Source organism: Micromonospora sp. NPDC049580, assembly GCF_040675595.1.
GTDB lineage: Bacteria > Actinomycetota > Actinomycetes > Mycobacteriales > Micromonosporaceae > Micromonospora.
The window spans coordinates 1-6934 of sequence record NZ_JBFAPG010000341.1 but is presented as its reverse complement, the minus strand read 5'-3'; the positions used below and the strand labels follow the sequence as shown (position 1 = coordinate 6934).

Annotated in this window: 4 protein-coding genes and 3 pseudogenes; 3 read left to right on the top strand and 4 right to left on the bottom strand. The window is 73.6% G+C overall.

Going from position 1 to position 6934, the window contains the following annotated elements:
• The 4 genes and pseudogenes from AB0J68_RS23310 to cbiD form a co-directional block, all read right to left on the bottom strand.
• On the bottom strand, nt 1-165 hold a 165-nt coding region (locus tag AB0J68_RS23310; protein ID WP_363940463.1), incomplete at its 3' end, for a 4Fe-4S binding protein.
• Entirely contained in the window at nt 153-1940 is a 1788-nt protein-coding gene (gene cobJ / locus AB0J68_RS23305; RefSeq protein ID WP_363940462.1) for a precorrin-3B C(17)-methyltransferase, read from the bottom strand. The genes cobJ and AB0J68_RS23310, both read right to left, overlap by 13 nt.
• Entirely contained in the window at nt 1937-3241 is a 1305-nt protein-coding gene (gene cbiE, locus AB0J68_RS23300; protein WP_363940461.1) for a precorrin-6y C5,15-methyltransferase (decarboxylating) subunit CbiE, read from the bottom strand. Before cbiE ends, cobJ begins: the two co-directional genes overlap by 4 nt.
• Nucleotides 3238-3969: pseudogene (gene cbiD / locus AB0J68_RS23295) on the bottom strand (cobalt-precorrin-5B (C(1))-methyltransferase CbiD); the annotation flags it as partial. The pseudogene cbiD and the gene cbiE, both read right to left, overlap by 4 nt.
• A 6-nt stretch (nt 3970-3975) precedes the next feature.
• Between cbiD and AB0J68_RS23290 the strand changes: the two are divergent.
• The 3 genes and pseudogenes from AB0J68_RS23290 to AB0J68_RS23280 form a co-directional block, all read left to right on the top strand.
• Nucleotides 3976-4212: pseudogene (locus AB0J68_RS23290) on the top strand (RICIN domain-containing protein); the annotation flags it as partial.
• Nucleotides 4195-5004, top strand: a pseudogene (locus tag AB0J68_RS23285) (glycosyl hydrolase); the annotation flags it as partial. The pseudogenes AB0J68_RS23290 and AB0J68_RS23285, both read left to right, overlap by 18 nt.
• Nucleotides 5005-5228: 224 nt before the next feature.
• The gene (locus AB0J68_RS23280) at nt 5229-6908 is read left to right on the top strand and encodes a ricin-type beta-trefoil lectin domain protein (RefSeq protein ID WP_363940460.1); all 1680 of its coding nucleotides are present in this window, start codon (nt 5229-5231) and stop codon (nt 6906-6908) included.
• Nucleotides 6909-6934: the final 26 nt, after the last annotated feature.

Genomic DNA, 6934 nt, shown 5'->3' with positions numbered 1-6934 from the left:
GACGCGGATCGCGTCGACCGGGCAGATCTCCAGGCACTCCAGGCAGCCGGTGCAGCGGTCGGCGCGGACCGTGAGGCCACCGGCGACCGGTCGGATCGCGTGTGTGGGGCAGGTGAGCAGGCAGGCGCCGCAGCCCTGGCAGGCGTCGATCGTCACGAGCGCCACCGGTACCCCCGGGGGGTGACCATCCGGCCAGCGACCAGCCGGGTGTCGCTGCTGCCGACGACCACGACGCTGTACATGTCGACGATGGCCGGGTCGAGCGTGGCCAGCGTCGCCAGGTGCACCCGCTCGCCGGGGCGGCTGGCGTTGCGCACCACACCTACCGGGGTGTCCGGGGGCCGATGCGCGGCGAGGATGCCGAGCGCCTTGCCGAGCTGCCAGTCCCGGGCCCGGCTGCGCGGGTTGTAGAAGAGCGTCACGAAGTCACCTTCGGCGGCGGCGGTCACCCGCCGCTCGATGACGTCCCACGGGGTGTGCAGATCGGACAGGCTCACATAGGCGTGGTCGTGTCCGAGCGGCGCGCCGAGCAGCGCCCCGGCGGCGAGGGCGGCGGTGACTCCGGGCACGCCCACCACGTCGATCCGCTGGTCGGCGTACTCCAGGGCGGGGCTCGCCATCGCGTACACCCCGGCGTCGCCGGATCCGATCAGCGCGACCGCCCGGCCGGCGGCGGCCTCGGCGACGGCCGCGCGGGCCCGCGCCTCCTCCGCGCCCAGCCCGCTGGACAGCACCCGGGTGCCCGGCCGCAGCACGTCCCGCACCTGGTCGAGGTACTGGTCCAGGCCGACCACCACCGCCGCGCGACGCAGCTCCGCCACCGCGCGGGGGGTCCGCAGGTCGGCGGCGCCCGGCCCGAGGCCGACGACGGCGAGCCGGCCGCGCGGTGCGTGCCGGGCCACCGCGACGGTCGCCATCGCCGTCGCGGTCTTGCCGACCAGCAGCGTCGCGTCGTCGGATCGGCCGTCCGGTCCGAGCAGCGCCGCGGCCTCCGCGACGCTCGGCGTGCCGACCGCGGCGCGGACCACCTCGCTGGGATGCGGCACGTCGACAGTTGCCAGCCGCGTCGCCGGCCAGGTCACCAGGGGTACGCCGAGCGCGTCGGCGGTGCTGCGGATGCCCGCCTCGTCGGCCTTGATGTCGGCGCTGGCCAGGCAGCGCAGGCTCGCCGGGTCGAGGCCGGCCTCGGCCAGCACCCGGTGCAGCAGCTCGGTCACCTCGGCGGCCGGCACGCCCCGACTCGCGCCGACGCCGGCGACCAGCGACGGCGGTCGCAGCACGGCCGTGCGCCCGTCGAGCGGTACCACCCGGTCGGTGACCAGCAGCCGGTACCCGTCGTCCGGCGTGTCCTCGTGGCCGCCGGCGCTGCCGGCCCCGCCTACGGCGGTGCCGGTGGCCACGGTCGCCGGAGCGGTGGCGGCGTAGACGTTCGGGGGCAGGGCGGGCAGCGGCCAGTCGGCGTCGGCGACCAGCCGGACCGGCTCGCCGTCCAGGATGGCCCGGGACACCGCGGCGACCGCGCCCTGCACCGGCCAGCCGAGGGTGTCCAGCCCCGGCAGGCCGACCGCGTCGGTGGCGGTGGTGATCACCGGTCGGGCGTCGAGCAGCGCGGCGACCTGCTCGGCGAGGGCATTGGCCCCGCCGGCGTGACCGCCCAGCAGCGCCACGGCGTGCCGGGCCGCCTCGTCGACGACCACCACGGCCGGGTCGGTGCGCTTGTCGTCGAGCAGCGGCGCGAGGATGCGCACCACCGCCCCGGTGGCCAGGAACACGATCACGGCGTCACAGCCGGCCCAGGCGCTGCGCAGCGCGTCGGCGACCGTCTCCCCCTCGACCAGCCGGGCGTGCGGCCACGCGGCGGTCAGGGTGTCGGCGTGCCGTCGGCCAGCGGCGGTGGCCGCCACCAGGCCGATCCGGGCGGGCGGGTTCTGGTCGGTCACGGGCGCTCCCCGGTGAGGACGACCACCGGGTTGGTGGCCGCGAGGCGGATCGACCCACCGGGCAGGTCGGCGAGGCGGGCGGCGGAGAGCTGGCTGCCCTCGACGGTGTAGCCGGCGGCACGCAGCAGGCCCACGGCCGGCGCGACGCGGTCCAGCGCGGCCAGCGTGAGCACCACCCGCTCGGGTCGGCGGGCCACCACGGCGGTGAGGACGTCGACACCGCCACCTCCGACGAAGACCGCGTCCGGCTCGGGCAACCCGGCCAGCGCCGCCGGAGCCCGCCCGACGACGAGCCGCACGTCGACGGCGTGCGTCGCGGCATTGGCCCGGATGGTCGCGGCGGACGCGGGCTCCTGCTCGACGGCGAGCACGGCAGCGCCGAGCAGCGCGCACTCGATGCCGACCGAGCCGCTGCCCGCGCCGACGTCCCAGACCAGCCGGCCCAGGCGAGGGCGCAGCCGGGCGACGACGAGAGCACGCACCTCGGACTTGGTGATCATGGAGTCGCGGTGGGCGTACCGGTCCTCCGGCAGCGCCCAGCCACCGGCCGGTGCCGCGGCCGGCTGGTTGTCGGCGCGCATCCCGCCGCTTGCGACCCGGTCGGGCGTGACGTCGGTGGGCACGAATCCGGCGGGTGCGGTGTCGGCGACGCTGAGCAGGACGTGCGGATCGGACCAGGTGCCGGCGGCGGCCTGCTCGGGGGTCACCGCCCGGACGCGTTCGGCGTCGGTGCCGAGGTGTTCGGCGACCACCAGCCGGCGGGACCAGCCGATCAGTCCGGCGCCCAGCTCGGCCGCGCCGACGCCCGGCGCGGTGAGCACCGCGACCAGGGGCAGCGCCCGGCAGGCGTTCAGGGCCGGTCGCGGGTCGCGGCCGTGCGCGGTGACCACGGCAGCACCGTCCCAGGGCAGCCCGGCACGGGCGAACGCGGCGGCCACACTGGAGACCGCCGGCACCACCCGCAGGGGCAGCCCGGCCGCACGCAGCCGCCGGACGATGCCGAACAGGCCGGGATCGCCGCTGGCCAGCACCACGGCCGGCACCCCGGCGGCCACGGCGACGCTCAGTCGCCGTACGGCCGGGGCGAGCGGCCCGAGGAGGACGGTGTCCACGCCGGGCGGTACGGAAACGGTGGCCAGGTGCCGGGCCGCTCCGACGACCAGCCCCGCCCCGGCCAGCGCGGGCGCGAGGGCGGGGTGCGGTGGCGCTCCGGCCGCGTCCAACCCGACCACTGTCACCAACGCGTCCGGGGCGGCCACGGTCACCAGCGGGTCGGCGGCCGTCGCGGTCGCCCGGCTCATCGCGGCCACCGGCCCGACGAGGCGACCACCCGCGCGCCGGCGAAGTCGACCATCGCCACGTCCACGGTGACCGTCGGCCCGGCGAAGCGCCGCAGCACCTGCCCGACCCGCTGGCAGAGCAGGTCCCCGGCCGGGCCGAGCAGCCCGGCGGCCTCCCACAGCTCGTACGCGTGCCGCCCGGTGTTCGCCTCGGTCACCGCGGCGACCAGCGCCGGATCGCCGCCAGCGTCGGCAGTCACCGCGCCGAGCAGCGACAGGTCCACAGTCGAGCGGGTGTAGTGGGTCATCAGGATTCCGGCGGCGAGTTTGGCGAGCTTGCCGGCCATGCCGACGAAGACCACCCCGGTCATCGCGTCGCCCACCGCGGCGGTGACGGCGGCGCCGGTGAAGTCGCCCACCTCGACGAAGCACACCTCGGGCAGCTCGGGCAGCAGCGCGCGGGCGGCCCGCTCGGTACGCCCGCCGGTGCAGAGCACCACGGTCCGCTCGCCCTGGGCGGCCATCACGTGCACGGCCTGGACGACGCTGGCCCGCCAGGAGGCGGTGGAGAAGGGTCGGACGATCCCGGTGGTGCCGAGGATCGAGATGCCGCCGAGGATGCCGAGCCTGCGGTTGGTGGTCTTGCGGGCCATGATCTCGCCCCGGGGCACGCTGATGACCACGCGGACACCGACCTCGGTGAGGTCGACGACCTCGGCCACCGCCTCGCCGATCATGCGACGTGGGGTGCCGTCGTCAGCGGCGCGTCGACCGCCGACGGGGCGGCGATCGTGCAGTGGACCGACAACAACGCGGCCAACCAACAGTTCCGGCTGGCCGACTCCGACGCCGGAAACGTCCGGCTGATCGGTCGGCAGAGCGGCAAGGCCGTGGAGGTCCAGGGCGCCTCGACCGCCGATGGCGCCAACGTCGTCCAGTACGCCGACCTCAACGGCGCCAACCAGCAGTGGCAGCTGGCCAAGGTGTCGGGTGACACCGGGACCGGTGGGGGATGCGGCAAGAGCCCCACGCTGGCCAACGGCACCCACACGATCCAGAGCAACGGCAAGAGCCGCAGCTTCATCCTGCGGCTTCCCGCCACCTACTCCAGCAGCACCCGCTATCGGTTGATCTTCGCGTTCCACTGGCGGGGAGGCACCGCGGCCGAGGTCAACTCGGGCGGAACGAGTGGGACGCCGTGGTCCTACTACGGGCAGCAGGAGCAGTCGAACAACACCGCGATCCTCGTCGCGCCGCAGGGCCTCGGCAACGGCTGGGCCAACTCCGGCGGCGAGGACATCACCTTCGTCGACGACATGATCCGGTTGATCGAGGGCGACCTCTGCGTCAACACGGCGCAGCGTTTCGCGCTCGGTTTCAGCTACGGCGGTGGCATGAGCTACGCGCTGGCGTGTGCGCGGGCGAACGTGTTCCGGGCGGTGGCGGTGTTCAGCGGCGCCCAGCTCAGCGGGTGCAGCGGCGGCACCCAGCCCATCGCGTACTTCGGTCTGCACGGCATCACCGACTCGGTGCTTCCCATCTCCTCGGGGCGGTCGTTGCGGGACACGTTCGTCCGCACCAACGGCTGCGCCGCGCAGAGCCCGCGGGAGCCGGCCTCGGGCAGCCGTACGCACATCACCACCGCCTACTCCGGGTGCCGGGCCGGATATCCGGTGCAGTGGGCGGCGTTCGACAACGGCCACATGCCGGGGCCGGTGGACGGCACGTACGCCGAGAGCGGCATCACGACCTGGACCAAGGGCGAGGTGTGGCGGTTCTTCGCGCCGTTCTAGCGGTCCCGCTCGGCGACCGCGACACTGTCGCGTCGACGCCTGGACGTCGACGGGCGGCACGTCGAAACATGGAAGTAGTTGAATTCGACGAAACGGCTCCGTAATATGGCCGGCGTCTGCTGTTAACGCTAACAGTGGGCGCGTAGACATTCATGATGCCCGCCTCATCCGGGCGGCTGTCCCTGAAGGACGGCATCACGAAAGGATGCTCCCGCATGAAGCGAATCGTCCGAGCCCGGCACTGGGGGCGGGCAGCGGCGGCCGGGCTGCTCCTGGCCGCCGTCCTCGTGGGCCTGCGCGCCCCGGTGGCCCAGGCACTGGAGAACGGCGTCGCCCGGACACCCCCGATGGGGTGGAACAGCTGGAACTCGTTCGGTTGCAACATCAACGAGGGGCTGATCCGGCAGACGGCCGATGCGATGGTCAGCAACGGCATGCGCGATCTGGGCTACCAGTACGTCGTGGTCGACGACTGCTGGTTCAACCCGAACCGCGACAGCTCCGGCAACCTGCAGGGCGACCCGACCCGCTTCCCCAGCGGGATGAAGGCGCTCGGCGACTACCTGCACGCCCGAGGGCTGAAGTTCGGCCTCTACCAGGTGCCGGTCGACAAGACCTGCGCCCAGTACTTCAACAGCTACCCGGGCGCGACCGGCAGTCAGGGCCACGAGGCGCAGGACGCCCGGCAGTTCGCCGCCTGGGGCGTCGACTACCTCAAGTACGACTGGTGCTCCCCCAACGGCAGCATCAACGATCAGGTCACCACGTTCGCGAAGATGCGTGACGCGCTGGCCGCGACCGGCCGGCCGATCGTCTACAGCATCAACCCCAACAGCATCCACGCCAAGACCGGTCCGCAGCGCAACTGGGGCGACGTGGCGAACATCTGGCGGACCACCGAGGACATCACCAACGCGTGGGACACCGGGCAGACCAACGGCTACCCGATGGGCATCCAGAACATCATCAACGTCAACGTCCCCCTGGCGCCGTACGCGCGACCGGGTGCGTTCACCGACCCGGACATGATGGAGGTCGGCCGGGGCGGCATGAACGACACCGAGATGCGCAGCCACTTCGCGATGTGGGCCGTCATGGCGTCGCCGCTGATCGCCGGCAACGACGTGCGCAGCATGAACTCGGCGACGCAGACCATCCTCAAGAATCCGAACCTGATCGCCATCAACCAGGACTCCCTGGGGTTGCAGGCCAGCCAGGTCTCGTTCGACGGCACCCGCCGCGTGCTCGCCAAGCGGCTGGCCAACGGTGACGTCGCCGTCGCCCTGTTCAACCAGGGCGGCTCGACGACGACGATCTCCACCACGGCCGCCGCCGTCGGCAAGTCCGGCAGCTCCTTCACCCTGGTGGACGCCTGGAGCAACGCCACCACCACCAGCACGGGCAGCATCTCCGCCAGCGTCCCGGCGCACGGCACTGTGGTGTACCGGGTCAGCGGCGGCGGCACCAGCACCCCGCCGCCGACGACGCCGCCGCCGTCGACGCCCCCGCCGTCGACCACCTCCTTCGCGCTGGCCAGCGTCGCCTCGGGCCGCTGCCTGGACATCCCGCAGAGCAACACCACCAATGGCACCCAGCCGGTGATCTGGGACTGCAACGGGGCCGCCAACCAGCGCTGGACGGCCAACGGGCAGACCCTCCAGTCGCTCGGCAAGTGCCTGGACGCGCCCACCAACGCCACGGCGGGCAGCAAGGTCCAGATCTGGGACTGCAACGGCGGGGCCAACCAGCGGTGGACCCTCAACGCGAACGGCACGATCAGCGGGGCGCAGTCCGGCCTGTGCCTCGACGTCAACAACAACGGGACCGCCAACGGCACCACGGTGCTCCTCTGGTCCTGCACCGGGGCCGCCAACCAACGCTGGACCCAGCGCTGACGGCAGTACCGACAGGTCCGGGCCGG

Coding starts and splice junctions, on each gene's coding strand:
- cbiE (WP_363940461.1), bottom strand. CDS start 3,241: ATGAGCCGGGCGACCGCGACGGCCGCCGACCCGCTGGTGACCGTGGCC.
- AB0J68_RS23280 (WP_363940460.1), top strand. CDS start 5,229: ATGAAGCGAATCGTCCGAGCCCGGCACTGGGGGCGGGCAGCGGCGGCC.